The sequence below is a fragment of the Jannaschia aquimarina genome, from assembly GCF_000877395.1.
Taxonomy (GTDB): Bacteria; Pseudomonadota; Alphaproteobacteria; order Rhodobacterales; family Rhodobacteraceae; genus Jannaschia; species Jannaschia aquimarina.
Window position 1 is genome coordinate 63,225 of record NZ_JYFE01000027.1, and the last position, 24,764, is coordinate 87,988.

Sequence of the window (24,764 nt, forward strand, 5' to 3'; positions counted from 1 at the left end):
ATTTGGAAAGCAGAGAAGGAGGCGATCGGCCTAGGACGACGTGCCGCAGGCTTTGATCCTCGCAGCGTGATCGGTGGCGTGGCGTCCCGCCCAGGCGCCCGTCGCGAGGCAGGCGGTGATGAGATAGCCCCCGGTCGGCGCTTCCCAGTCCAGCATCTCTCCGGCGGCGAAGGTGCCCGGCCGGTCGCGCAGCATCAGCGTCTCGTCCAGGGCGTCCCAGCGCAGGCCCCCGACGGTGGAGATCGCCTCGTCCATGTCGTGAAGGCCCGAGTGGCGGATCGGGAGGCGCTTGATCAGGCCGGGCAGGTCCACGAGGTCGCCGCCGAATTCCCGCAGGAGCGCGATTTGCGGTGGGGTCAGGCGCAGGGTCTTGCGAAGGTGGTTCGACAGGCTGGCCTTGCCGCGCGGCTTGGCAAGTCGCGCCGCCACGGTGTCTTCGGTCAGGTCGGGCTTCAGGTCCGCCGTCAGGGGCGGGTCCTCCCGCAGGGCGGGGGTCAGGGAGTAGAGGCCCCCGCCTTCCAGACCCTTGGCGGAAATGACGACCTCTCCGCGGCTATCCATGTCGCCCGCCCGCAGGGCGATGCTCTTTAGGGCGGCGCCGAAATGGCGGATCATCGGAGCAGACCAGTCGATCCGGAGGCCGACATTCGAGGGGGCGAAAGGTGCCGTCAGGGGCGCTAGACCGGGCAGGGCCGCCCAGGCCCCATCGGAGCCAAGCCGCCGCCAGGACGCGCCGCCCATCGCAAGGACGGTGGTGTCCGGTGTCGCGGTCGCCGGGCCCGCGGGCGTCTCGAAGGTCAGCGCATCCCCATCCCAGCCCGTCCACCGCCAGCGGCGCCGGAGGGTGACGCCCTGCCTGTCCAGCCGGGCCAGCCAAGCCCGCAGGGTCGGGGACGCCTTCATCACTCGGGGAAAGACCCGCCTGGTGCTGCCGGTGAAAATGTTCTGCCCGAGACCTTCCATCCAGGCCATCACCTCTGGCGGGCCAAAGGCGCGAAGCATCGGATCGAGCGGGGGGCAGCGATACGCAGCGCGGAAGGTGGTCGGGTCTTCGTCCCTGGTGACGTTCAGGCCGGACTTGCCGGCCATCAGGAACTTGCGCGCGGGGCTTGGCATGTGATCGTAGATCGTCACCATTGCGCCGCTGGCGGAAGCCACATCCGCCGCCATCAGGCCCGCCGGGCCGGCGCCGATCACGGCGATTGTCGGATCAGGTGCGCGCTCCATCTCCGCCCCCATGCGGCAGGACTTTCCCGAAGGCAACGCAATCGACCCCGAGACGGGGTTCCCGCTCTGCGCGCTGTGCGAACGGCCGGTGCCGCCGAATGCGAAGCAATCGCTGCACCACCTCGTCCCGAAGCTGCGCGGCGGGAAGGGCGGGCCGGTCGTGCTGGTTCACCAGATTTGCGGCCTTAGGTAGCAAGCGCACCAAGCAGAACTCAGCTTTCGCGCGCCGTGCTTTCGTGAATTTCAACGACAGTGTAGCCTTTGGGCTCACCGTCGATCCTCTGCACATGAACATCGACCACAAACACAAGGTTTAGCGGGTTTTCTTCGCCTTGCATCACCTGTTCTTTGATGTCTTGAATGCTTTGCCGGAAGTAGACCGGCAACACTTTGTCGGAAACCTCTGGGATGCGCCCCTTGTCGCCAGTGCGCCCCTTCTCTTTTCCGCGCCCGCGATTGGCTTGCTCTAAGAACAGCATGACTTCGTTTCGGATGCCGCTTTCCCCTGCATCTGGGGCCACTGAGGGGGTGGGGAGCGCGATAGCTTGATCCATTTTGATGGAGGCCTTGTTTATCTCCGCTTCATCAAAGGTGTATTCGATCACCGTCCGCTTCTCGCCCTCGGCTCTCTCGTATTTCGCGTGCCTGATGCCGAGACGGGCCCCCGTCTTACCAGTTAAAGGCTTCACGAACTCTTTCAGGTCTGCCGCGTCTGCCCTTGACGGTGCCTCAAGTTTTTGAGCGCCTTCGCGCCCAGCAGTGAAGTAGGTGATCCCACGCCATACGCGATTGGCAAAGTCGGTTACGATCATACCGCCGTCCATCATCGCAATCCCGCCCATCATAAGGCCGAATGGCGCGATCTCAGCGATAACAGAGCCGGTCTCCAGCCTCGTCACAAACAGCTTCGGTGCGGCCTCATCATTTTGCCGGTAGTGCCGCTCATACATTCGCGCCAAGGAAGCGAAGCTGTCCGCCAAATCTTGAAGTCCGACAGGCTCGCCTGGATCGAGGGTAATGACTAAACGGTCGCCATGCTCCTCGACGTCATATGAAACCATTTCAAAGCCTTACCTCTGCTACGTCGATTGCGGCCATGCACTGCAAGAAGAAAGCCATCGTGAAGACGCCGCGACTGATTTTGTTCGCGATATTCTTCTCGTTCTCATGAACGCCGATTTCCTGTAATGAATCAGATAGTTGAGCGTAGGTCACGCCTTTTCTTTTGAGTTCTGACCGGATCAGATTCTTAGCCTTGTCCGACCATTCTTTGTCTGTAGATTGCTTGGGCATACCTTACCTATGTGGATATATCCTCACTTATAGGGGTATAACCCTTGAAGCGGTGATCTATAACCCCTATTTATAGGGTATAGACACCACAGGTAATGACAATGGCCCAACACTTCCTCCTCTCCGCAGCCGCCCGCACCACGTCGCTCCGTGCAATCTACAAGGCTGGTGAGGACGCGGCCTATGAGACGTTCCGCAAGATGCGTTGGCCCGAGACGGACGGCGAGGCCGTGTGCCCCCGCTGCGGCCATGACGAGACCTACGACATTGCCACCCGCCGGAAGTTCAAGTGCAAGCGGTGTCAGCACCAGTTCAGCGTCACGTCGGGCACGATCTTCGCATCGCGCAAGATGGACTTCGTGGATCTGCTGGCCGCGATCTTCATCCTTGTGAACGCCTCCAAGGGCGTGTCTGCCGTCCAACTCTCCCGTGATCTGGACTGCCAGTATAAGACGGCCTTCGTTCTGGCCCACAAGCTGCGTGAGGCCATGTCGTCGGAAGTGCAGATTGGCGAAATGCTAGAGGGTCATGTCGAGGTCGATGGCGCGTATTTCGGCGGTCACATCCGCCCGGCCAACCGCAAGGAAAACCGGATCGACCGCCGCAAGGCTAAGAACCAGACGGGCAAGCGCCGCGTCGTGGTGGCTTTCCGCGAGCGTGGCGGGCGTACCCTGCCGTTCGTGACCCGCTCGGAAGCGGCTGGCGTGGCTCTGGCGGCTGAGAATGTGGACAGCATGGCGACCCTCTCCGCTGACGAGGCGTCCCACTGGGACCATCTGCACGGTGCTTGGAACGTGGATCGCGTGAACCATTCCTTGTGCTTCTCGGACAACGGCCTGAACACGAACCTAGTTGAGTCGTTCTTCTCGCGCCTGCGCCGCATGGTTTTGGGCCAGCACCATCAGGTGAGCCCGCAATACCTGCACCAGTACGCGAACCACGCCGCTTGGCTGGAAGACAATCGCCGGGTGGACAACGGCACCGCGACCCATCGTGTCGTCGCCAATGCCATGGGTGCCCCGGTCAGCCGGACGTGGAAGGGGTACTGGCAGCGGGCGGCTTGAGACACTTGACACGAGTCCACCGCTGACTCATATGAGACACACTGCATCCCGGCAGACTTGATCTGTCGCCAGCCGTGGGCATGAAAATGCTCACGGCATTTTCTTTTTGGGGGATACGGATTGGCTACGATCTTCTGCTACATCGATGGGTTTAACGTCTATCACGCCATAGACGACGAAAATAGGTCTGCACGGGGCGCGAAGTCACACCTCAAATGGCTCGACCTTTGTGCGCTCATGAGAGAGTTCACTGATCCCAGCGTTCACACCATTAAGGCGGTAAAATTCTTTACGGCTTACCCTACTTGGGATGGGCCGAAAACGCAAAGACACCGCAACTACACAGCCGCCTTGGAACACGCCGGCGCAACCATAATCGAAGGCCAGTTCAAGAAAAAAACTGCTTTTTGTAAGAATTGCAGGCGGCAATATAATGCGAGGGAAGAGAAGGAGTCAGACGTCAACATTGCTATGCACCTCATTGATGACGCTCACAGAGATCTCTTTGACCAAGCCTTCTTGGTCACCAACGACTCTGACCTTCTTGGGCCCGTTAGGTTGTTAAGAAACACTTTCAAAAACAAGCAGATAAAGGTGATCGCCCCACCGTACAGGCGGCATAGCAAGGAACTGTGGGGGGCCGCTGACAAAAGGGGTCAGATATTGGAACAGCACATGATCAGGTGCCTACTTCCCGAACACGAGACCGCAAAAGATGGCTCTGATTTATTTCGGCGTCCCGCAGAGTACGATCCTAGACGCTAACCAGCCACACCCGCTCCTCATGACTAACCATCCCCCGCGCCTTCATCCCAGAAAGCGCGACGTACACGCTCTTATACGCATGGCGATACGTGAGCCCCGGACATCGCAGAACCACGGACTTGGTGATCTGCGCCCCTGTCATGGGGCCGTGCCTGAGGATGGTCAGAACCAGACGCCGCAACTCGCTCCGCTGGAACGTCTTAGGGACTTTGCGCGGCATGTTCAGGGCCTCGGGATCGCAGCCCCGCAGTCGTAGCAAGGCGTCGATATGGTCTAACCCGCCCGCGCCCTCCCTCACCGCCTCCTGCCGCATGTAGTGCAGGACGCTGATGACGGTTTCCTCTTTGATCGGGCGGAAGTAGGCTCTGGTCATGTGGTGAAGGTAGCGCGAGCCAGCACTGTCTGCTTGGTGCGTTTGCTACCTAAGGCCGCAGATTTGCCACAACGAGATCCATGCCAGCGCCTCGGAGGCCGAACTGGCGCGACTCTGGAACACGCCGGAAGACCTGCGCCGCCATCCACGGCTGGAGAAGTTCGTGCGCTGGGTCCGCAAGCGGCCGGCCGACTTCCATTCCAGGACGCCCGGGGCGCGGCGAGGGTGGAAGCGGCGCTAGCGCGGTTCAGCTTTCGCCGTTCTCGGGCAGGAAAGGCGCATCGTCCCCCCAGACCTGACGCACGCGGGCATCCCGGCCGCATCCCTGACGGTAGCGCTTGTAGGCCACGCTCTTGGGGACGGCGATGCCGACGGAGGAGACGGGCAGACGCTCTTCGGACTTGTAGTAATCCTGATGATAGTCGTCGACGGGATAGAACTCGGACGTATCGACGACGGGGGTGACGATCTCGCGGCCCAGCTCCTCTTCGGCTTCGGCGATCTGAGCCTCGGCGATGGCGCGCTGCTCTTCGTTCAGGGCGAAGATGGCCGTGGTGTATTCAAGGCCACGGTCGCAGAACTGACCGCCCGCGTCGAACGGGTCGATGGAGCGCAGGAACAGCGAGACGAGCCGTTCGTAATCCACCTCGGTCGGGTCGTAGGGGATGCGCACGGCTTCGATATGGTCGCCCGAGCGCCGGTAGACAGGATCTGGCGTGGTGCCGCCGGTGAAGCCCGAGATGGCATCGCCCACACCCTCGACGCTTTCGAAATCGGCCTCCACGCACCAGAAGCAGCCGCCCGCGAAGATCGCGGTTTCCTGCGCGGCGGCGGGCGTGGCGAGGATCAGAAGGGCGAAGGGCAGGGCTTTCATCGTCGGCTCCATCGAAGGCGTTGGTCGAGATCCCAACGCGTGCGGGCCGCTGCGGTTCGATACGGACGGCGATCAGCCGGGGGCGACGACCGGTTCCGTCCGGCCCATGCGGCAGAGATCGCAGATCCGGACCGCCTCGGTGATGCCCATCAGGACCAGCTCGCGATAGGATGGCAGGGTGTAGGCGTCGGCCTGACTGTAATCGACCTCGTAGCCGATATCCTCGAACGAGGCGACCGAGAGCCGTGATAGCGGGCGCTCGATGCCCGACAGGAAACCGGTCAGAAGCTCGTCGCCGAAGATCAGCTCGCGCCAATGACCCTCGCGGGTGCCTGCGCCGCCGGTATTGGCGATGGGGACGAAGGGCCCGCCCGTCGGGTCGAGCGCCGCCCATTCGCGCGCCGAGTTCGGGCCGAGAAAGCGCGGATCGGCGCCGCCGGATCCGTCGATCAGGCGCTGCCGCGACCAGAGCGTGCCGAAGCCCAGCACATGGGCCATCTCGTGCAGGATCACGTCGCGTAGGCGGCCCCCCTCGTCCAAGGCGTCGGCATCCGCCGTGTCGAACGCCATGATGCCGGTCGCGGGCAGTTCGCTGCCCGGCCGCAGCACCGTGGGGCCGGCCTGTCCCAGCACGCCGGCTTCGCCGTCGATGGGCTCGATCGACACGTCGATGCGCAGGCCGGTCAGGGTCTCGCCCTCGAAGACCAGAGGGTCGAAGCCGGTTTCGACCACGGCATCCCAGCGGCGCGCGGCGTCCTCGAACAGGGCGCGGCGGTCAGGGGACAGGTCGGTCAGGTAGTTGAGCGTGATCATGACCCGATGAGATAGGGCGGAGAAGGCGGGGGAAAGCCTTGGGGTGGACTGTCCGCGCGCGGCGCGAAAAGTCGCGCAAGCGTCAGGCGCGCCAGCGCAGGACCCGTTTCTCCAGCAGCCCCATCGCCCAACTCAGCGTCACGCCCAGCGCCGACAGGATCACGACGCCCGCGAATAACCGGTCCAGATCGTAGAGCGATCCGGCCTCGAGGATGTACGCGCCGATGCCCGCCTGAGCGCCCAGCATCTCGGCGGCGACCAGCAGGATGATGGCGATGGCCAGGCTGACGCGCAGGCCCGACAGGATGCCGGGCATGGCGCCGGGCAGGACGATCTTGCGCACGATTGACCACCAGGTCAGCCCGAAGCTCTGCCCCATCCGGATCAGGGTGCGGTCCACGTTGTCCACGGCGCCGAAGGTCGCGACGACGGTCGGCGTGAAGGTGCCCAGTGCGATCAGCGCGTATTTCGAGCCTTCGCCGATGCCGAACCAGATCACGAAGAGCGGCAGAAGCGCGATCTTCGGGATGGGAAAGATCGCCGCCACCAGCGGCACCAGCCCTGCGCGGGCCAGCCCGAACAAACCGATCGCCACCCCGATCGCGATGCCTGCGAGTGCCCCCATCGCGCCGCCCACGGCGAGGCGCGACAGCGACGGGAACAGGTGACGGGTCAGGTTGCCGCTTTCCCAGAGTTGCCAGAGCGTCGCGCCGACAGCCGAGGGGCGCGGCAGGGTCAGCGCGCTGATCCAGCCCTGCCGCAATCCGATTTCGACGAGGGCGATGAGGACGATGAAGACGGCGATCCCCGCCCAACGGTTCGATTGCGGTCGAAACCCACCGCCGCGGAAGCGGATCTCCCGGCTTGCAGCGGCGTCGGTCCGCGGCGGCTTGGAGCCATGGGAGTCGGTCGCGTCAGCCATCCAGCAATTCCGCATCGGCGGCGCGAGCCTCGTCGCGCATCAGGTCCCAGAGGCGGGCCTGCACGGCCTCAAGCTCAGGGTCGCCCGCCTGCCGGTCGGCCAGCGGCATGTCGATCTCGACCACCTCGCGCACCTGTCCGGGACGGCGGGACAGGACCGCGATTCGGTGCCCCAGCCGGACGGCCTCGGCCAGGTTGTGGGTCACGTAGATCGCGGTAAAGGGCGTGCGGGACCAGAGGCCGATCAGATCCTCCATCAGCAATTCGCGGGTCTGCGCGTCGAGCGCGCTCAACGGTTCGTCCATCAGAAGGACGGCCGGATCGACGGCAAGCGCCCGGGCGATGGCGACGCGCTGCTTCATCCCGCCGGAGAGCTGCCGGGGCAGCGCATGAGCAAAATCGGACAGCCGCGTGCGGGCAAGGACGTCGGCGATGATGGCGTCACGTCTGGCGCGGGGCAGGGCGTTGTCTTCCAGCACAAGGCTCACGTTCCCGGCCACGCTGCGCCAAGGCAGCAGGGCGAAATCCTGAAACACGAAGGTCAGCGGATTGAGAGAGGTGGCGGGCGCCTCGCCGATCTGGACGACGCGCCCCGCACTGGGCCGCTCCAGCCCGCCGATCATCCGCAGCAGTGTGGATTTTCCGCAGCCCGAGGGGCCGACCACGCAGAGGATGCGCCCCGCCGGGATCTCCAGCGAGATGTCGCGCAGCACCTCCGTTCCGCCATAGCGGTGGCCCAGCCCCTCGACCGCGAGGTCCATGTCAGCCCACGGTCTCGACGTAGGTCGTGTCGACCAGATCCTCGATCGTGATCGAGGCGTCGATCAGGTTCTCGGACTGAAACCATTCGAGTTGATCGCGAACCGAAGCGAGGTTGAGCGCCGCGCCTTCGTTGATGCGCATCGTCCCGTTGATGATCGACGGGGCGGCGCGTTCCCGTTCCCGGTCGGTGTAGACGTATTTGTGGATCAGATCGACCATGGCATCCACGCCGTCCTGCCCGCCGGACTGGTCGATCATGGTGGAGTTGTAGTCGGTCACGCCCTGGCCGAAGGCGCCGAGAAACGCCTCTGTCTGGGAGCGGTTCTCGGCATTCGCCGCCGAGGTGAACAGCGTCGTCACCTGGTAGCCGGGCAGGTAGTCCGCGACGTCGCCGACGATATGCACCGCGCCCGACCCGGCCAGCGGCTTGGCGATATGCGGCACGATGGACCAGCCGTCGATCTGGCCGGACTTCAGGGCGCCGATCACGGCGGGCACCTTCTGGAGCGGCGTGAATTCCAGCGAGATGCCTTCGGCCTGCGCGATCTTGGAGCCCATATAGTGGAAGCTGGACCCTGCCTGGGTGACGCCCCAACGCTTGCCATCCAGCTTGGAGGGCGCGTCGATGCCGGCTTGCATCGCGGCGTCGGAGACGAGGATCTTCTGGCCGTCGATGCCCTCTTCCTCGCTGAGGCCGCCGCCGATCACCCGGATCGCGCCCTTTCGCGCGAGGTTGATCAGTCCGCCCGAGATGGCTGTCATCGCGTAGTCCACGTCGCCCGAAGCGATGGCCAGCGCCATTGGTTGCGCCGCCTCGAAGAAGACGAGTTCCACGTCGAGACCCGCATCGGCGAAGAGCCCCTTTTCCAGCGCGATGAAGCTGGGGCTATGCGACGTGAAGCGCAGCGCGCCCACCTTCAGCGGCGTGTTCTGCGCGATGGCGGGCGCGGCGAGCCCCGTCGCGGCAGTGGCGCCCAACAATCCAAGCGTGTGGCGGCGTGTCAGTGTCATGGTGATCCTCCCGTTCCTCCGGCCGGCAGGATGACGCGCGCGCTCGCAGTGTCAATGCGATGCGGAACGCGGCTAGATCGTGATCTCGACCAGATCGTCCATCGCGCCGTCGATTGTGGGGTAGCGGAAGGTGTAACCCGCCTCGATGGTTCGCTTCTGAACGACCCTCTGACCCTCGACCAGAATCGAGGCCCGATCCTGGCCCGCACGTGACGAACCCGAGACGTGCCCAGATGATCCGCCGCGCTCTCCCATTGTCCGACCAGCTCTGCGGGAAAGTCGAGGCCCATCGTCTCTGCGCTTTCATCGAGATCGGGATAGGCGCCGCCATGGTCGCGGCGCGTGCCATAGAAGCATTTGCCCGCCGTCGCCCCTCTCGCGCAGGCGCGCGGCCAGCGCGGAGCCGATGGACCCCGACCCGCCACCGATCCGGACATGCTTTGTCTCGTGCGTCATGCCCGCAGCGGATCACGCAGATCAGGCGGAATTCCGGCGCCAGGTGCGGGGGCGCCGCTCGGCTAGGGCAGCAATGGGTTTGGGCGCCGCTCTCAACTCGCGGCGCGCGCGGCCCTCTTGCGCTCATGCGGATCGAGAAAGCGCTTGCGCAGGCGGATCGCGTTGGGGGTGACCTCGACCAGCTCGTCATCGTCGATATAGGCGATCGCCTCTTCCAGCGACATCTTGATCGGGGGCGTCAGACGGACCGCCTCGTCGTTGCCAGAGGCGCGGACATTGGTCAGCTTTTTGCCCTTCAGCGGGTTCACCTCGAGATCGTTGTCCCGGCTGTGCTCGCCAAGGATCATGCCCTGATAGACCTTCTCCTGCGGAGAGATGAAGAAGCGGCCGCGATCCTCGAGGTTCCAGATGGCGTAGGCCACGGCTTCTCCGTCCTCCATCGAGATCAGAACCCCCTGACGCCGACCCGGGATCGGCCCCTTGTAGGGCGCCCAATCGTGGAAAACGCGGTTCAGCACGCCGGTGCCGCGCGTGTCGGTCAGGAATTCGCCGTGATAGCCGATCAGCCCGCGCGACGGGACATGGGCGATGATGCGGGTCTTGCCCGCGCCGGCTGGTTTCATCTCGACCAGGTCGCCCTTGCGGGTGCCGGTGATCTTTTCGATGACGGTTCCGGAATAGTCGTCGTCCACGTCGATGGTGACTTCCTCGACCGGTTCCAGCCGCTGCCCGCCTTCGTCGCGGAACAGCACCTGCGGGCGGCTGATGGACAGCTCGAACCCCTCGCGGCGCATGTTCTCGATCAGGACGCCCATCTGAAGCTCGCCCCGGCCCGCGACCTCGAAGGCCTCGCCACCGGGCGTGTCCGAGACCTTGATGGCGACGTTCGTCTCGGCCTCCTTCATGAGGCGGTCGCGGATGACGCGGGATTGGACCTTCTTGCCGTCGCGGCCGGCCAGCGGGCTGTCGTTGATCCCGAACGTGACCGTGATGGTCGGCGGGTCGATGGGCTGGGCGGGGATCGCCTCCTCGACAGCGGGGTCGCAGACCGTGTCGGCGACGGTGGCCTTGGCCATGCCGGCCAGGCTGACGATATCGCCGGCCTCGCCCACTGGGATCGACTGCTGCGTGAGCCCGCGGAAGGCCAGCACATCCTTGACGCGGAATTGCTCGACCAGGGTGCCGTCACGGTTCAGGGCCTTGACCGTCTGGCCCGCCTTCACGGTCCCGCTCTCGATGCGGCCGGTCAGGATGCGGCCGATGAACGGATCGGCGCCCAGCGTCGTGGCCAGCATGCGGAAAGGTTCGTTCCGCCGGGCGACCTGTGCGGGGGCAGGCACATGCTGCACGACCAGATCGAAGAGCGCGGACAGGTCCTTGCGCGGGCCGTCGAGGTCTGCATCCGCCCAGCCGGAGCGCCCGGAGGCGTAGAGCGACGGGAAGTCCAGTTGCTCGTCCGACGCGCCGAGGTTGGCGAACAGGTCGAAGCATTCGTCGAGCGCGCGATCCGGCTCGGCATCGGGCTTGTCCACCTTGTTCAGGACGACGATGGGACGCAGCCCCAGGGCCAGCGCCTTGGAGGTGACGAACTTCGTCTGAGGCATCGGCCCCTCGGCCGCGTCGACCAGCAGGACGACGCCGTCCACCATGCTGAGGATCCGCTCCACCTCGCCGCCGAAATCGGCGTGGCCGGGCGTGTCGACGATGTTGATCCGGGTGCCTTTCCACTCGACCGAGGTGGCCTTGGCGAGGATGGTGATGCCCCGCTCGCGCTCGAGGTCGTTGGAGTCCATCGCGCGCTCGGTCGTGGCCTGATTCTCACGGTAGGTGCCGGATTGCTTGAGAAGCTCGTCCACCAGGGTCGTCTTGCCGTGGTCCACGTGAGCGATGATCGCGATGTTGCGCAGGTCCATGAGGGGGTGCCTTCGGAGGGAGAGGGGCCGAATTTTCGGAGTTGCCGCGCGCCTACACTGCACGTGCAGAAAAAGCCAGAGGCGGCGGCGCAACTCCGCTCGAACAGAGTTGCAACCGCCTTCCGATGCAATTGGCCCCCGCGGGCGAGCCGCCCCTTTTCCAGCATGGGTCGACATGGTTGAACCCTTCCATGCGCTTCGTGATCGCCCTCCTGGCCCTGACCGCCCCCGCCGCCGCGATGGAGTTTCCCGCGCCGGTGACCGACGACGGCTATCGCGCGACCGATCCGGCCGTGGTCGAATGGGGGCGCCTGCTGTTCTGGGATCCGATCCTGTCGGGCAACCGCAACATCTCCTGCGGGACATGCCACCACCCGCGCTTCGGCACGGGCGACGGGTTGAGCCTCGGCCTCGGAGAGGGCGGCGTGGGGCTCGGCCCTGACCGCGTCGTCGATCCGGAGAACCCGCCAGAGCAGAGGATCCCCCGCAAATCGCCTGCGTTATTCAACCTGGGCGCACACGAATTCACCGTCCTTTTTCATGACGGCCGCATCGAAGAGACGCCCGATGGTCTGCGCACCCCGATGGGTCCGGAAATGGTGGAAGGGTTCGACACGCTCCTGTCGGCGCAGACGATGTTTCCGGTCCTCTCCGCCGACGAAATGGCGGGCCATTACGGAGAGAACGACGTCGCCAAGGCCGTCCGGCAGGGCCTGATCACCGGTGAGGGGGGCGCCTGGAGCATCCTGGCGGAACGTGTCGCGGCCATTCCGGCCTACGACGCGATGTGGCGCGAGGCCTTCCCGGGGGACGACCGGCTGGATTTCACCGACATCTCGGATGCCATCGCGCAATTCGTTGAGCATGAATGGCGTTCGGACACGTCGCCGTTCGATGCTTGGCTGCGCGGCGAAGGGACGTTGCCGCCCGAGGCGCTGGAGGGGCTCGAGTTGTTCTATGGCGCGCTCGGTTGCGCGTCCTGCCATTCCGGCCCGTTTCAGACCGACCATGCCTTCCATGCGACCGGTCAGCCGCAACTCGGCCCCGGCAAGGCGGAGCGATTCGAGGACCATGCCCGCGACGACGGCCGCTTTCGCGTCACGGGCGCCGAAGCCGACCGCTACGCGTTCCGCACGCCGTCCCTTCGAAACGTGACACGGACGGGTCCCTGGGGGCATGCCGGGGCCTACGACGATCTGCGTCGGTTCGTCCGGGATCACGCCGCACCAAGGGGGGCCCTGTCCCGCGCAGTCCGGAGCGCGGTCCTTCCCGAATTGGAAGGGGCGGAGGATTGGACCGTCCTGAACGACCCGTCACAGGTCACCGCGATTGCGGCTGCCGTCGCCGGACCGGACCGCGTTCTGTCCGACGCGGAGGTCGATGCGCTGATCTCATTTCTCGAGGCACTCGAGGACCCTGTCGCCTTGTCCGGCCGACTCGGTGCTCCGGCGAGCGTTCCGTCGGGATTACAGATAGATAGATAGACGTTTCCCCTTGCGCATTCCCCGAAGTGTCAACTAGAGATGACACGTTCATGAACACGGTCGGAGGAGAGGCATGGGCTGCGTCATCTACGACTATCAGGGGTTCTTCACGGCCGTCTCGGCCTATCATAGCCAGGCGCCAGCAACTCGGCGCAAGGTCGCGGCAGACTATTTCGACATCGCCGCAATCGCGCTGGAACAGAAGGCGGCGACGCGAATCCAGCTTTACGGGATGCGGGTGAACCACGACCTCCGGCGTACGGCTAGCGGCGAAGCGTGACCCGTCCGGGCGCGGCGGCCTTCCAGTCCGACCAGTCCCCGCCCGGCCATCTGACGCGCAGCTCCGCCCGTTCGGCATCCCCCAATCCGAAATGCAGCGGCACGGCCGTGCCGCCGGCATGACCGCCGCCGATCGTGACTTCCTGCGTCTGGACGCGGGCCTCCGTGCGAACCTCGACCCACGCCCCGACGGCGCGGGCATTGCCGCCGGGCTGGTGAAGCTCGACGGACACCGCGTTCCCCGCTTCGGAGACGTTGCGCCAGACCTCAAGAGGGGCGCGGCGGTTGACCACGGCGAGGTCAAGGCGTCCGTCGCCATCGAGGTCGGCCAAGGCGGCGCCCCGTCCGCGATGGGTGGAGGCGATGCCCGCGGCCGCGCCTACTTCCCGGAACCTCCCGCCTTCGTTCAGCAGAAGGTTGTTGGGATCTTCCATCGCCATGCCGGGCATCTGGTCGACATTGCCCTTGGCGTAGAACAGGTCGGCATCGCCGTCATTGTCCACATCGCCCCATGCGGCATGCCACCCGGTGCTGGGTCGGCCGTCGCCGCCGGTATGGGGGCGTGTCGCGGTCGCCCCGACCTCGTAGGGGGCGGGGGCGTGGCCCCCGTCGTCCGACAGCAGCAACAACTGATCCCCCATCGAGGTCAACGCGAGGTCGGGGCGGCCATCGCCGGTCACGTCGCGGCTGGCGATGCCCATGCCCCAGATGGACGGCGCGTAGGTGCCGTCTTCGGGGCCGAGGAAGCGGCTCTCGGACAGCGACCAGACCTGCTCGGCCCCGCCGCGGACATAGTAGTGTCGGTCGTTCGAGAGCCGCAGCGTCGGTGCGCCGTCGCGATCTTCGTCGGAGAAGAGCGCCGACAGAGCGCAGAAGCCGGGGTCCAGCACCGTCCGGGACCAGTCCTCGCCTTCGGGGCGCAGCAGCAGGTTCGTGTCGCAGGTGCCGAAGGGGCCATCCGGGTCGGCGCGGTCGACGTAGTTGCCAAAGGCGAGGGTCGGGCGGCCGTCGTCTTCCCAGGTGGCCGAGAAGGCGGTGGTCCACGCGTCACCGCCGTCGGGTATGCCGAAATCGTGGGGCGCGAAGCCGCAGGCGCCATCGCCCCGCAGGGTGACATTCGGTCCGACGCGCAGCACGACGAGGTCCAGCGCCCCGTCCGCGTCGAGGTCTATGGGATAGGCGCCGGTCGCACCGGTGATCTCTGGGAAAGCACCCGGCTCGAACCGCATCCCGCCCCGGTTGCGCAAGAGCGTCATCGGGCTTTCGCCGCCCGCCGCGACCAGTTCGGGCAGGGTGTCGCCGTCGCAATCGAGAACCGCCAGACCGCCGCCGACGAAATGCTCCCACCCGCCGGTATAGATGTGCGGTGGCATGTCGACGGGCTCGAAGATTGGGTCGGCCGCGGCGGGCGCGGCCAGCAGAAAGGCCAGCCACCTCATCCGAGCAGCTTCGGCGTCGCCCGGTCCAGCGCCAGCGCCGCGGCGCCCCTGGCCCAGACGTGCCCGTCCCAGGCGTTGATCTCGACCGGTGGCGGCGCGCCGAGGCTCAGGGCGGCGATTTCGGCCGGCATGGCGTCGGCATAGAGGTAATCCTCGCGCATCCGGCTCCCCGAAAGGATGATGCGGCTGGGATCGAACAGCGTGGCGACATTCGCCAGCGCAAGCGCCAGATAGCGTCCGGCCCGGTCGAAAATTGCGCGCGCCGCCGGGTTCCCCGCGCGGGCCTGCGCGTCCAGTTCGCCCAGCACCTCGCCGCGCGGGGGCAGGGGGCCGTTCAGAGCCACGGCCGCCTCTCGCACCAGCGCGTAGTCGGCGACATAGGCCTCGAGGCAGCCCCGCGCGCCGCAACGGCAGAGCGCGCCGTCGATCTGGACCTTGGAATGGCCCAGTTCCATCCCCAGCCCGCCGCCGCCGCGCCACGGCGTGTGGCCGATCACCAATCCCATGCCGACGCCACCCTCGATGGTGACGACGGCGAAGTCCGGCAGCGAGCGCCCCCGCCCGAACCATAGCTCGGCCATCGTCAGCACGTTGGCATCGTTGTCGATGGCCACCGGTAGTCCGAGCCGGTCCGAAAGCAACGGGGCAAGCGCCACGTCCCGCTCGTCCAGGATGGGCGACCAGCGCATGCGCCCCGTTCCGCTCTCGATCAGACCGGGCAGGCCGATGCCGGCCCCCAGGATGCGGGTCGCGTCGATGTCGCAGATAAGCCGCGCCGTGAGCTTGGCTGCCTCGTCCAGCAAGGCGCGCGGGCTTCGGTCGGCCCCCCGGCGAGGCAGTTCCGCCGAGGCGACGGGACGCCCCGCCATGTCGACGACCACACCGGTATGGCCATCATCCGACAGGCGCAGCCCCACGACGAGGCCGGCCGCGGGTTCCACGCCGAGCGTCACAGGCGGCCGGCCCCGGCCGGAGGGGGGTGGGGCGCCCGGGTCCTCGACCTCGCGCAGGAGGTTGCGGCCGATCAGCTCGGAGACCAGCGGCGAAACCGACCCGGGCGAGACCTGGAGATCGCGGGCCAGGGCGGTCCGGCTGATTCGGCCCGCCGCGCGAACCGACTCGTAGATCTGCTGGCGCAGTGGAAGCGGGGCATCCAATGGGGCCGCGCGCAGCGGACCGCAGCCCGGCACGATCTGCGCCTGCGGGTCGTCGAGCCCCATATCCTTCGCCTCCAGAATTAAAAAGCCGGTTCCGATACGCGATCCCGCGGTTATCGGCGCCCTACTCCTCCCACGCGGGTGCAGAATACGCAGATTTTCACCGTCGCCGTCAAATTAATTTTGACAGCCGAACAAAAACACGTCATGCCATCCTGCATCCGGTCCCCCTCGGGGGATTCCGAGATCCAACGGGAGGACAATATGAAGAAGTTCCTGACGGCGGCCGTTGCCGCCTCGATGACGTATGGTGGGGCCGCGTTCGCCGACGCGCACGCGCCCGTGGTGGGCGTCAGCTGGTCCAACTTCCAAGAGGAACGCTGGAAGACCGACGAGGCCGCGATCCGGGAGGCCCTCGAAGCCGCCGGCGCCACCTACATCTCGGCCGACGCGCAATCCTCGTCGTCAAAGCAGCTTTCGGATGTCGAGAGCCTGATCGCGCAGGGCGCCGACGCGCTCATCATACTCGCGCAGGACGCACAGGCCATCGGCCCGGCGGTGGAGGCCGCCGCGAACGAGGGCATCCCCGTCGTCGGCTACGACCGCCTGATCGAGGACCCGCGCGCCTTCTACCTGACCTTCGACAATGTCGAGGTCGGACGGATGCAGGCCCGCGCCGTGCTCGAGGCGCAGCCCGAAGGCAACTACGTCATGATCAAGGGCTCGCCCACCGATCCGAATGCCGACTTCCTGCGTGGCGGGCAGCAGGAAGTGCTGCAGGAGGCGATCGACAGCGGCGCCATCACCATCGTCGGCGAAGCCTATACCGACGGCTGGCTGCCCGCGAACGCTCAGCGCAACATGGAGCAGATCCTGACCGCCGAGGACAACAATGTCGACGCCGTGGTCGCCTCGAATGACGGCACCGCTGGCGGCGCCGTGGCGGCACTGACCGCCCAAGGCATGGAAGGTATCCCGGTCTCGGGTCAGGATGGCGACCACGCCGCGCTGAACCGGATCGCCAAGGGCACCCAGACCGTCAGCGTCTGGAAGGACGCCCGCGACCTGGGTCGTGCCGCGGCCGAGATCGCCGTGGCCCTGGCTGGCGGAACCGAGATGGGCGATGTCGAGGGCGCGCAGTCCTGGACCAGCCCGGCCGGGACCGAGATGACCGCCATCTTCCTGGAGCCCGTGCCGATCACCGCCGACAACCTGTCGACGGTCGTCGATGCCGGCTGGATCGACCAGGAGGCGCTCTGCCAGGGCGTCGAGAACGGCCCCGCGCCCTGCAACTGACGTGACCGGGGGCCGCCCGCGCGGGCGGCCCCGACACGGATCCGGCGCATGTCGCCGGATCGCCGCCGCCGGAACGAGGCACCGATGACCGACACGACCGAAACCCCCCGCGCAGGCCATGGTCCACAGGACCGGACCGGACCGCCCGGCGGGTCCCCCCGACTGACGGGCTTGCGCGCCCTGGAGGTCGACGGCCGCCTGCTGGGCATGATCGGCGCCTTCGTCGTTATCTGCCTGGCCTTCCATTTTGCCAGCGACGGCCGCTTCATCACGCCGCGCAACCTTTTCAACCTGACGATCCAGACCGCCAGCGTCGCCATCATGGCGACCGGCATGGTCTTCATCATCGTCATGCGCCACATCGACCTTTCGGTCGGATCGGTGCTGGCCACCTGCTCCGCCGTGATGGCGATGACCCAGACGGCCTGGCTGCCGGCGCTCGGGCTGGAACTGGGGAACCCGCTCCTGGCACCGCTGGCCATCGTGACGGGTATCCTGGCGGGCGCGGCCATTGGCGCGCTACACGGCTGGCTGGTGGGGTATCTCGCCATCCCCGCCTTCATCGTGACGCTGGGCGGCTTGCTGGTCTGGCGCAATGTCGCCTGGTACCTGACCAACGGTCAGACGATCGGACCGCTGGACCCGACCTTCATGCAGCTGGGCGGCATCCGAGGCACATTGGGCGAAACCTGGTCGTGGATCGTCGGCCTGATCGCCGTCGCGCTGGCCGTCTGGACGCTGTGGTCGGCCCGCCGAGACAAGGTAGAGCATGACTTCCCGGTCAAGCCGCTCTGGGCCGAAGGCGTCGTGGCCGCCATCGTGGCTGTGCTGATCCTCGGCTTCGTCGCCGTCATGAACGCCTACGAGATCCCGGAACGGGTACTTGCCCGCGAATTCAGGGCTCGCGGCCTGGAAATGCCCGAGGGGCTGAGCATGGGCTACGGTGTGCCCTATTCGGTGCTGCTGGTGGTGCTGGTGGCGATCGGCATGACCGTGATCGCGCGGCGGACGCGCTTCGGCCGGTATATATACGCCACCGGCGGCAACCCGGACGCCGCCGAGCTGTCGGGGATCGACATCCGGATGCTGACCGTGAAGGTCTTCGCGCTGCTGGGCGCACTATGCGCGATTTCGGCGGTGGTGGCCTCGGCGCGGCTGGCGAACCATTCCAACGACATCGGCACCCTTGACGAGTTGAGGGTGATCGCCGCCGCCGTGATCGGGGGCACCGCGCTCAAGGGCGGGGTGGGCACGATCTATGGCGCGCTCCTCGGTGCGCTGATCATGCAGTCGCTGCAATCCGGCATGGCGATGGTGGGTGTCGATGCACCGCTTCAGAACATCGTCGTGGGCGCGGTCCTCGTGCTCGCCGTGCTGATCGACATCTGGTACCGCAGGAGCCTGGGGGTAAAATGATCGACAGATCCGGAACGCCGCTGGTCGAGCTGCGGGACATGCAGAAGTCCTTCGGCGGGATCCACGCCGTCAACCATGTCTCGATCGACCTCTATCCCGGTGAGGTGGTCGGCGTGCTGGGCCATAACGGCGCTGGCAAGTCCGTCCTGATGAAAATGCTGTCCGGCGCCCTGCCGCGCGACGGCGGCGAGATCTACGTCAACGGCGAGAAGGCGACGATCAACAGCCCCCGCGACGCGCGGCGCTACAATATCGAGACGATCTACCAGACGCTTGCCCTGGCCGATAACCTGGACGCCGCGGCGAACCTTTTCCTGGGACGGGAGCTGACGACGCCGTTCGGGCTGGTCGACGACGCGCAGATGGAGGCGGAGACGCGCAAGATCATGGGTCGGCTCAACCCCAATTTCCGCCGCTACTCGACGCCTGTGGCCGGACTGTCGGGCGGGCAGCGGCAGTCGGTGGCCATCGCCCGTGCGGTCTATTTCAACGCCAAGATCCTCATCATGGACGAGCCGACCGCCGCGCTGGGCGTCGAGGAGACGCGGATGGTCTCCGAGCTGATCGATGAGTTGAAGAACCAGGGGATCGGCATCCTCCTGATCGACCACGATATCCATCAGGTGAAGGAATTGTGCGACCGGGCCAGCGTCATGAAGAACGGCCAGCTCGTGGGGACCGTCGAGGTCGACAAGGTGACCGAGGACGATCTCTTGGGAATGATCATCCTCGGCAAGAATCCCGCGGTGGCGGCCTGAATGGCGGAATTCCGCTGTGCACCCCCTGTGCACCCCCCGTGCACCCCCTGTCTGCACAATCGGCACCGGTCGGGTGCCCGGGGCTTCGCCCGCTTGCAGGTGGATCGGTCCACCGGAGCGATCCCGCTGAGCCTGATCGCCCCTCTGCGCACCCGCCGTCTACACAGTTGGCGCCCGGGTGGGGATCGGAAGGCGGTCGGCTCGGCGCCCGGACGGCCCTCAGGGGGATCGGGCTGAATGTATCTGGGTCTCGATCTCGGCACGTCCGGCCTCAAGGCCCTGCTGATCCGGGAGGACCAGTCCGTCGTGGCCGAGGCGACCGCACCGCTGACGGTTCAGAGGCCCCATCCCGGATGGTCCGAGCAGGATCCAGAAAGCTGGATCGCCGCCTGCCGCACCGCGCTGGCCGAACTGGGCGATCTGTCCGCCGTCCGGGCGGTGGGGCTGTCGGGGCAGATGCACGGCGCCACCCTCGTCGGAGCCGATGACCGGGCGCTGCGGCCGTGCCTTTTGTGGAACGACACCCGCGCCCATGAAGAAGCGGCGGCGATGGACGATGCCGAGGCGCGGCGCGTCACAGGCAATATCGTCTTTCCCGGCTTCACCGCGCCCAAGGTCGAATGGGTCCGCCGCAACGAGCCGGACATCTTCGCCGCGACCCGGCTGGTCCTCTTGCCGAAGGACTACTTGCGCCTCTGGCTGACCGGAGAGGCCTGGAGCGACATGTCGGATGCCGCCGGGACCGCCTGGCTGGATGTCGGCGCGCGCGACTGGTCGGACGCGATGCTGGAGCGCTCGGGTCTGAGCCGCAAGCATATGCCCGCGATCACCGAAGGCAGCCGCGTCGCCGGACGTATCTCGGCCGCCTGTGCCGCCGAGACGAGTCTGCCGGAGGGTGTGCCCGTCGCCGGCGGCGGGGGCGACAATGCCGCCAGCGCCGTCGGCACCGGAGCCGTCGCGCCGGGACAGGGTTTCGTGAGCCTGGGGACGTCGGGCGTGCTGTTCGTGTCCTCGGCGTCCTACGCGCCCGCGCCGGAGACGGCGGTGCACACCTTCTGCCACGCGGTTCCAGACACATGGCATCAGATGGCGGTCATCCTGTCGGCGACGGACAGCCTGGAATGGGCAGCCCGCCTGACGGGTCGCGGCGCGGCCGATCTGGGCAGTGTCGAGATGGCGCCTCCGGGGCGCGCGCTGTTCCTGCCCTATCTGGGCGGAGAGCGGACGCCGCATAACGACGCCGCCGTGCGCGGCGCGGCGCTGGGATTGGAGCATGCCACGGATGCCCAAGCGCTGGCGCGCGCGGTGATGGAAGGCGTGGCCTTCGCGTTCCGCGACGGATTGGATGCGCTGGTCGCCACGGGCACGCCGGTCGAGCGGCTGCTCGCCGTCGGCGGCGGGGCGAGATCCGACACTTGGCTGCGGATGGTGGCGACGGCGCTCGACCGGCCGCTGGAGGTGCCCGCCGAAGAGGGCTATGGCGCAGCGCTCGGCGCCTGCCGCTTGGCCATGATGGCGGACGGGCACGGGACCGAGGTGGCAGCCGCCCCCGCGATCGCCCGGACCGTCGAGCCGGAGACGTCGATGCGCGGCGCCTATGACGAGGCGACGGAGCTTTATCGGGCGGCTTACGACGCGGTGCGCCGATTTTGAGCGGGAGATCGGACCGCTGACGCGGTCCGATCCGGTGGGGGCTCTGCCCCCACACCCCCGGGATATTTGAAAAGCGAAGAAGGACGGGCGCGGGTCGGGATCGGAGCCCCCGATCCCGAAGTGACGGCTCCATAGAGAGATGTTCTGGCGCCGGATAGGTCCGCGGGGCGAGCGGGTCTCGTTACAGCGCAGGTGACACCCTTGCGCAGAGGGTTCACCGGAACGGGAGTGCGTCGGTTGGCGTCGTCCAAGAGGCTGACCCCGAGAAGACGGGTCCGGTGCATTCCCATGCTGCAGGAACCGTCCCCGAGCCGACGAAGGCGACCTGCGGCAGGCGGTCGCTTTCTTCGGCGTGGGTGCGGCCTAGCTACCACCTCATGTTGGATCGCCGCCGCATCGCCATCGCGCTCCTCTGGGGGGCCGCTTGCCACGCTGCGTTCGCGCTGGGCGCGGGGCTCATGGTCTATCACCTTTTCTTCGGCCTCACGCAAAGCTGGGGCGCCGTGCCATGGCCATGGGCGGCGGGGGCAAACCTGCTGTTGGTGCTGCAATTCCCCGTGGCGCATTCGCTGCTGCTGACGGGGCGCGGGCGCAGGATCCTGGCGATGATCGGCCCGGACGAGAGGCTGGCGACAACCGTCTACGCGCTGATCGCATCGCTTCAGCTTGCGATCCTTTTCGCATTCTGGACGCCGAGCGGGATCGTCCTCTGGAGGGCCGAAGACGCCCTGTTCTGGGTCATGTGCGCGGCCTATGCCGGGGCGTGGCTCTACCTGATGCTGGCGATCTGGCAGGGCGGTCCGCAATTGCAGTCGGGGATGCTGGGCTGGTTCGCCATGCTGCGCGGACGCAAGCCGCGATTTCTCGACATGCCGACCCATGGCCTGTACCGGCTGACCCGGCAGCCGATCTATCTGGGCTTTGCCCTGACGCTCTGGACGATGCCGGTCTGGACGCCGGACCAACTGGTCCTGGCGCTGCTCTGGACGGCTTATTGCGTTCTCGCGCCGCGCCTGAAGGAGCGGCGATTCCTCAAGATCTACGGTGACCGGTTCCGCGCGTACCAGGCGCGCGTCCCTTACTGGTTGCCGCTTCCCCGAAAGGCCCCCGACGATGCCCGAACGCCAGCGGAATGACCTGAGCATCTATGACGACGTGGCCGAGAAGTGGTGGTCCGACGACATCCGCTGGGTCCGGACGCTCAAGAACATGGTGCCGGGGCGTCTGTCCTGGTTCGACCGGTTCATCGACTGGGATGGCAAGGCGGTGCTGGATCTGGGCTGTGCCGGCGGGTTCCTGGCCGAGGCGCTAGACGAGCGCGGCGCGCGCGTGACCGGAATCGACCCCGCCGAAGAGGCGATCCGGGCTGCCCGGACCCATGCCGATCAGGAGGGACGCGACATCCACTACGATGTCGGCTTCGGCGAGAGTCTCCCCTATGTGGACGCGAGCTTCGACGCGGTCGCCTGCGTGGACGTGCTCGAGCACGTGAACGACCTGTATCAGGTCCTGCGCGAGGTGGCGCGGGTGCTGAAACCGGGCGGGGTGTTTCTCTATGACACCATCAACCGCAATCCGGTGTCGCGGCTCGCGGTGATCACGATGGCCGAGGACGTGCTGCGCCTGTTGCCGAAGGGGACGCACGATCCCGCGATGTTTATCACCCCGGCCGAGTTGCGCGCGGGTCTCGAGGCGGCCGGGCTGAAACCTGGTGAGGAGACGGGGCTGGGGCCGCGCGGTGTCAACCGGCGAGGCGATCCGGTCTTCGGCCGCCTGCCGTCGAAGGCGATCATCTACATGGGCGTGGCACGCAAGCCCTGAGGCGGCATCTCGCGCGCCGGGGGTCTGTGGTTTCTGCGGCAGGACGAAGAACCGACTTCTCCCTCATCCTGCTTCAAATGTCCCGGGGAGCGCGAGGGGCTGGCCCCTCGCTTGCGCCACGCGTCAGATGACCGCCAGTTCGGCGAAAGGCTCCGCACGGGCCACGCGGGCGGGGCAGAACGGCGTGAGGTCGAGCGAGACGTACCGGCCATGGACGATCCATTCGGCGAGGCCGCGTCCGATGCCGGCGGCGTGTTGCAGGCCGTGGCCCGAGAAGCCGTTCATCATCACGAAGCCTTCGGGGCCCACGGGACCCAGCAGCGCGTTCGCGTCCAGGGTGTTCAGATCGTAATGTCCGACCCAGCTCTGCCGGACGCGAATGTTCTCGAAGGCGGGGATGCGGGTGGCGATGAGGGGCCAGACGCGATCCTCCCAGATCTCCCAATCGCCGGAGAAATCGTCAGGGTCGACGGCCGGGTCGGGGTCGGGCGTGGCGCCCGCCATGTACCAAGGGCCATCCGTGCGGACATGGACACCCGACGGGTCGATGGTCAGCGGCAAGTCGCGGTCGAGGGGGTGGGCGGCTTCGAACACCCAGGTGTAGCGCTTGCGGGGCTCGACCGGCATCGCGACGCCCGCCAGCGCGGCCACCTGCGCGCCGCGCGTTCCGGCGGCGTTGACCACGATGTCGGCGGGCAGGCGGGTGCCGTCGGACAGGGTGACGCCGTGGACGCGGCCTTCGGAGGCGTCGATCGCAATGACTTCTCCGGGCAGGAACGTCACCCCCCGCTCGCGGGCGAGGCGGCGCCACCATTCGAACATGGTGGTTCCGTCAAAGTAGCCTTCGTCCCGCGCTCCGTGAGAGCCGAGGATCACGCCGTCGAGGTCGTAGAACGGGTACTCCGCGGCGATGGCGGCGGGCTCCATCAGGCGGGTGGCGGCGCCAGCCTCGGTCTGGACTGCCAAGGCGGCACACAGACGGTCGGCCTGGGCATCGGTGCCCGCGAGGTAGAGATATCCGAACTCGTGCAGTTGGATCGGAGGCACGCGGTCGTCGCCCAATCGCGTGGGGAAGGCGCGCAGGAACTCGACGCCGAACCGGCTGAGCGCGACGTTCAGCGGGTTTCCGAACTGCATGCGGATGCAGGAATTGGTGAAGGCGGTGCCGCAGGCGGCGTAGGTGGGGTCACGCTCGACCACGGTGATGCGCTGCGGCGGATGGCCCAACTCGGTCAGCCACCAGGCGAGGCTGGAGCCCATGATCGCCCCGCCGACGATGATGACGTCCGTCATGTCCGCACCTCCGGCCGTCACAGTCGCGCCTCCGGGGCGTTACCGCAAGCGGAGGAGGGTACGGCAGGGCATCGGACCGAGAGTCAGCGCAGAACGGACCCAAAACGTGAAAGCGGCGCCCGATGGCGTGTCGCCGTTTGCATTTCATGGAGCAGGCAAGCGTCGGCGCAGCTCTGACCGCGATGACTGCTTCGAGCCCGGTTTGACTGACGCTGGATTCGGCATGAATGACGGCCCCGACGGCACAGGTCGCCGATGCATCGTGTCTGATCTGGATGAAGACCTGCCCGCCGAAGCGTTCCAGAAACGGGCGAGGACACTACCGCATCGCACACATCGGTCCACTTAGCGGCCCACCTCGCTTGCTCTTGCCCGGTTGCGGATCGAGATTCTCACGACTGATCCCGCCGCTACGACGGCGACACGGACCATGAGCGGGACGATCCCGTCTCGACAACGAGCGATCCGACCGCGCTGGTTCTGCACCTGTTCGACCCGGGCTTTGCACCCACAGCTTCCTTTGTGGCAAAGCGCCAGCCCGACGATCCTGCGAGGCCGCACGACCCGCGCCCGCTCGACGGACAATGGCGGGGCCATCGCGACTGCCCGATGGATGGCATCGTCTCCGACGTCTCATTACGCGAGGTGGGCGGGTCGGCAGAGGCGGAGAGCCCGTGCAGGTCTGAGCGTCGGGTG

At 66.6% G+C, this 24,764-nt stretch carries 25 protein-coding genes; 11 read left to right on the forward strand and 14 right to left on the reverse strand.

Features of this window, described 5'->3' with window-relative positions:
* Positions 1–30: 30 nt before the first annotated feature.
* A complete protein-coding gene (locus tag jaqu_RS07525; protein ID WP_089268320.1) occupies positions 31–1,227 on the reverse strand; it encodes a TIGR03862 family flavoprotein in 1,197 nt (398 codons plus the stop codon).
* Between the two features lie 10 nt (positions 1,228–1,237).
* On the opposite strand from jaqu_RS07525, the gene jaqu_RS07530 reads away from it, so the two are divergent.
* Positions 1,238–1,420 (forward strand): hypothetical protein, encoded by a 183-nt coding sequence (locus tag jaqu_RS07530; protein ID WP_043918346.1) that lies wholly within the window; start codon positions 1,238–1,240, stop codon positions 1,418–1,420.
* A gap of 19 nt (positions 1,421–1,439) precedes the next feature.
* Here the strand turns inward: jaqu_RS07530 and jaqu_RS07535 are convergent, their stop codons facing one another.
* Together jaqu_RS07535 and jaqu_RS07540 are read right to left on the reverse strand one after the other, a co-directional pair.
* Positions 1,440–2,288, reverse strand: a complete 849-nt coding sequence (locus tag jaqu_RS07535; protein ID WP_043918347.1) for a hypothetical protein — start codon at positions 2,286–2,288, stop codon at positions 1,440–1,442.
* A gap of 1 nt (position 2,289) precedes the next feature.
* Positions 2,290–2,520, reverse strand: coding sequence for a DUF6471 domain-containing protein (locus jaqu_RS07540; protein WP_043918348.1), 231 nt, complete (start codon positions 2,518–2,520; stop codon positions 2,290–2,292).
* A 101-nt stretch (positions 2,521–2,621) separates the two neighbouring features.
* Here jaqu_RS07540 and jaqu_RS07545 point away from each other — a divergent pair, with 101 nt between their 5' ends.
* Positions 2,622–3,584 carry an IS1595 family transposase gene (locus tag jaqu_RS07545; RefSeq protein ID WP_043918413.1) on the forward strand — a complete coding sequence of 321 codons (963 nt, stop codon included), beginning with the start codon at positions 2,622–2,624 and terminating at the stop codon, positions 3,582–3,584.
* Between the two features lie 120 nt (positions 3,585–3,704).
* Positions 3,705–4,349 carry an NYN domain-containing protein gene (locus jaqu_RS22385; RefSeq protein ID WP_043918349.1) on the forward strand — a complete coding sequence of 215 codons (645 nt, stop codon included), beginning with the start codon at positions 3,705–3,707 and terminating at the stop codon, positions 4,347–4,349.
* Here the strand turns inward: jaqu_RS22385 and jaqu_RS07555 are convergent.
* The 8 genes from jaqu_RS07555 to typA all read right to left on the reverse strand — a co-directional run bounded on the left by jaqu_RS07555 (position 4,339) and on the right by typA (position 11,472).
* The gene (locus tag jaqu_RS07555; RefSeq protein WP_043918350.1) at positions 4,339–4,722 is read right to left on the reverse strand and encodes a hypothetical protein; all 384 of its coding nucleotides are present in this window, start codon (positions 4,720–4,722) and stop codon (positions 4,339–4,341) included. The genes jaqu_RS22385 and jaqu_RS07555 overlap by 11 nt on opposite strands.
* 247 nt (positions 4,723–4,969) lie before the next feature.
* Entirely contained in the window at positions 4,970–5,596 is a 627-nt protein-coding gene (gene msrA / locus jaqu_RS07560) for a peptide-methionine (S)-S-oxide reductase MsrA (protein WP_052500838.1), read from the reverse strand.
* 72 nt (positions 5,597–5,668) lie between these two features.
* On the reverse strand, positions 5,669–6,409 hold the full coding sequence (locus jaqu_RS07565) for a leishmanolysin-related zinc metalloendopeptidase (RefSeq protein WP_052500839.1): 741 nt from the start codon (positions 6,407–6,409) through the stop codon (positions 5,669–5,671).
* A gap of 82 nt (positions 6,410–6,491) precedes the next feature.
* Entirely contained in the window at positions 6,492–7,331 is an 840-nt protein-coding gene (locus jaqu_RS07570; protein ID WP_043918352.1) for an ABC transporter permease, read from the reverse strand.
* Positions 7,324–8,091, reverse strand: coding sequence for an ABC transporter ATP-binding protein (locus jaqu_RS07575; protein WP_043918353.1), 768 nt, complete (start codon positions 8,089–8,091; stop codon positions 7,324–7,326). Before jaqu_RS07575 ends, jaqu_RS07570 begins: the two co-directional genes overlap by 8 nt.
* Position 8,092: 1 nt before the next feature.
* Entirely contained in the window at positions 8,093–9,103 is a 1,011-nt protein-coding gene (locus jaqu_RS07580; RefSeq protein ID WP_043918354.1) for an ABC transporter substrate-binding protein, read from the reverse strand.
* A 72-nt stretch (positions 9,104–9,175) separates the two neighbouring features.
* Positions 9,176–9,358: a DUF1731 domain-containing protein gene (locus tag jaqu_RS07585; protein ID WP_043918355.1), complete on the reverse strand. Its 183-nt coding sequence runs from the start codon at positions 9,356–9,358 to the stop codon at positions 9,176–9,178.
* Positions 9,359–9,651: 293 nt separating this feature from the next.
* Positions 9,652–11,472 carry a translational GTPase TypA gene (gene typA / locus jaqu_RS07590; RefSeq protein WP_043918356.1) on the reverse strand — a complete coding sequence of 607 codons (1,821 nt, stop codon included), beginning with the start codon at positions 11,470–11,472 and terminating at the stop codon, positions 9,652–9,654.
* A gap of 191 nt (positions 11,473–11,663) precedes the next feature.
* Between typA and jaqu_RS07595 the strand changes: the two genes are divergently transcribed.
* Positions 11,664–12,956 (forward strand): cytochrome-c peroxidase, encoded by a 1,293-nt coding sequence (locus tag jaqu_RS07595; protein ID WP_043918415.1) that lies wholly within the window; start codon positions 11,664–11,666, stop codon positions 12,954–12,956.
* A gap of 73 nt (positions 12,957–13,029) precedes the next feature.
* On the forward strand, positions 13,030–13,236 hold the full coding sequence (locus tag jaqu_RS07600; protein ID WP_043918357.1) for a hypothetical protein: 207 nt from the start codon (positions 13,030–13,032) through the stop codon (positions 13,234–13,236).
* On the opposite strand, the gene jaqu_RS07605 is transcribed toward jaqu_RS07600, so the two are convergent.
* Both jaqu_RS07605 and jaqu_RS07610 read right to left on the reverse strand, forming a co-directional pair.
* A complete protein-coding gene (locus tag jaqu_RS07605) occupies positions 13,220–14,674 on the reverse strand; it encodes a CRTAC1 family protein (protein ID WP_043918358.1) in 1,455 nt (484 codons plus the stop codon). The two genes, jaqu_RS07600 and jaqu_RS07605, sit on opposite strands and share 17 nt — an antisense overlap.
* Positions 14,671–15,894, reverse strand: a complete 1,224-nt coding sequence (locus tag jaqu_RS07610) for an ROK family protein (RefSeq protein ID WP_043918359.1) — start codon at positions 15,892–15,894, stop codon at positions 14,671–14,673. Before jaqu_RS07610 ends, jaqu_RS07605 begins: the two co-directional genes overlap by 4 nt.
* 201 nt (positions 15,895–16,095) lie before the next feature.
* On the opposite strand from jaqu_RS07610, the gene xylF reads away from it, so the two are divergent.
* The 6 genes from xylF (at position 16,096) to ubiG (ending at position 22,775) form a co-directional block, all read left to right on the forward strand.
* The gene (gene xylF / locus jaqu_RS07615; protein ID WP_084629538.1) at positions 16,096–17,127 is read left to right on the forward strand and encodes a D-xylose ABC transporter substrate-binding protein; all 1,032 of its coding nucleotides are present in this window, start codon (positions 16,096–16,098) and stop codon (positions 17,125–17,127) included.
* Between the two features lie 84 nt (positions 17,128–17,211).
* Positions 17,212–18,543, forward strand: coding sequence for a sugar ABC transporter permease (locus jaqu_RS07620; protein WP_043918417.1), 1,332 nt, complete (start codon positions 17,212–17,214; stop codon positions 18,541–18,543).
* Entirely contained in the window at positions 18,540–19,301 is a 762-nt protein-coding gene (locus tag jaqu_RS07625; RefSeq protein WP_043918360.1) for an ATP-binding cassette domain-containing protein, read from the forward strand. Before jaqu_RS07620 ends, jaqu_RS07625 begins: the two co-directional genes overlap by 4 nt.
* A 237-nt stretch (positions 19,302–19,538) precedes the next feature.
* Entirely contained in the window at positions 19,539–20,954 is a 1,416-nt protein-coding gene (xylB, locus tag jaqu_RS07630; protein ID WP_043918361.1) for a xylulokinase, read from the forward strand.
* A 377-nt stretch (positions 20,955–21,331) separates the two neighbouring features.
* Positions 21,332–22,090: a methyltransferase family protein gene (locus jaqu_RS07635; RefSeq protein ID WP_052500840.1), complete on the forward strand. Its 759-nt coding sequence runs from the start codon at positions 21,332–21,334 to the stop codon at positions 22,088–22,090.
* Positions 22,068–22,775 (forward strand): bifunctional 2-polyprenyl-6-hydroxyphenol methylase/3-demethylubiquinol 3-O-methyltransferase UbiG, encoded by a 708-nt coding sequence (gene ubiG, locus jaqu_RS07640; protein WP_043918362.1) that lies wholly within the window; start codon positions 22,068–22,070, stop codon positions 22,773–22,775. Before jaqu_RS07635 ends, ubiG begins: the two co-directional genes overlap by 23 nt.
* A 123-nt stretch (positions 22,776–22,898) precedes the next feature.
* On the opposite strand, the gene jaqu_RS07645 is transcribed toward ubiG, so the two are convergent.
* Positions 22,899–24,068, reverse strand: coding sequence for an NAD(P)/FAD-dependent oxidoreductase (locus jaqu_RS07645; protein ID WP_043918363.1), 1,170 nt, complete (start codon positions 24,066–24,068; stop codon positions 22,899–22,901).
* Positions 24,069–24,764 lie beyond the last annotated feature (696 nt).